The 1,014-nt window shown below is 62.2% G+C and carries 1 protein-coding gene; it reads right to left on the bottom strand.

What is annotated here, in order from left to right; translation table 11 throughout:
- Positions 1 to 318 precede the first annotated feature (318 nt).
- The gene (locus AQY21_RS06705) at positions 319 to 693 is read right to left on the bottom strand and encodes a hypothetical protein (protein ID WP_152988139.1); all 375 of its coding nucleotides are present in this window, start codon (positions 691 to 693) and stop codon (positions 319 to 321) included.
- Between the last annotated feature and the right edge of the window lie 321 nt (positions 694 to 1,014).

The raw sequence follows: 1,014 nt of genomic DNA, 5'->3' as shown, positions 1-1,014 counted from the left end.
GTCTATCCGGGGGACGAGGCTTTCCCGCTGCAGAACGGCATCGAAGTCATGTCGCTGCACCAGTTCGGGCGGGATCTGCTGGCGCTTCATCCGTAAGCGATGCGGGTGCCCATCGGGCGGTATTGGGGGGCGATCCTCTTCCTGGGCGGAAGAAGCTGGGTACCGGGGCGCAGCATCTGGTCCGACATTTTGCGGGTGGTGCTTTGCACCGGGCCCCGCAAAATAATAGTCGGTCACTAATATTTGGCGAAATCCAAAAAGTAGGCCACCCTGGGCCATGGGTTACAGCCGGCGCAGGAAAGCTTTGCACCGCCCGGATCAGGCAAGATCCAGGATCTCGAAACTATCGGGTTGGCGCGACAGGATGCGCCCATAGCCCAGAAACCCCATCGAATCGGCGCTGACATTCCCGCATGCACAACTGGCCATGCCAATCCTTGCCTTTGCGGGCGCGGGACAGTCGCGATGCCAGCTTTCCGCCACATCGCCACAAAGCAGACATTTCACCCTGAAGGGGCCGGGAACCATGTCCGGCTCCCCGGACAACTCGTCCATGAAGGCCTTTTCGTCGGCCATGCGCCGAAAACCATCGGCCATGACCTGCGCCTGAAGTGCTGCAATTGGCCCGCCGGAGCCCGGCACCGGCTCGCTTGCGGCCAGGCTGTCGTAAAACCCGCGCTCTTCCGGCCTCATCGCGCCCAGATCGGCGGCCGTCGCCAGCGCGTAGAGCCGCCGGCAGGCGCAGACGTCAAGCCGCGTGGCCTTGGTTCTGCCGGCCGCGAGCCGCGCTAGGCTCCAGACCCATTGCTTTCAGGCCTTTGGCGTGCTTCAGGCTCCGCAAGGAGAGCTGATCGATGAGCAATCTTTTCTGGCTGAGCGAGGCGCATATGGAGCGGCTACGGCCCTTCTTTCCCAAGAGTATCCGAAGATCAGAAAACAGTCCGGGGGACTGTTTTCCTGAGGATGGGCAAGCCGCGCGTGGATGCCCGGCATGTGCTGAGCGGGATAATCTTC

Origin of the sequence: Paracoccus sp. MKU1, from assembly GCF_001447385.1 — a bacterium.
Classification (GTDB): Bacteria; Pseudomonadota; Alphaproteobacteria; order Rhodobacterales; family Rhodobacteraceae; genus Paracoccus.
Note: the sequence above shows the minus strand (reverse complement) of the source record. Positions and strands in the feature narration are given on the sequence as shown.

What these genes read in the sequence shown, in the direction of transcription:
- AQY21_RS06705 (WP_152988139.1), bottom strand. Translation starts at nt 693, where the DNA reads ATGAGGCCGGAAGAGCGCGGGTTTTACGACAGCCTGGCCGCAAGCGAG.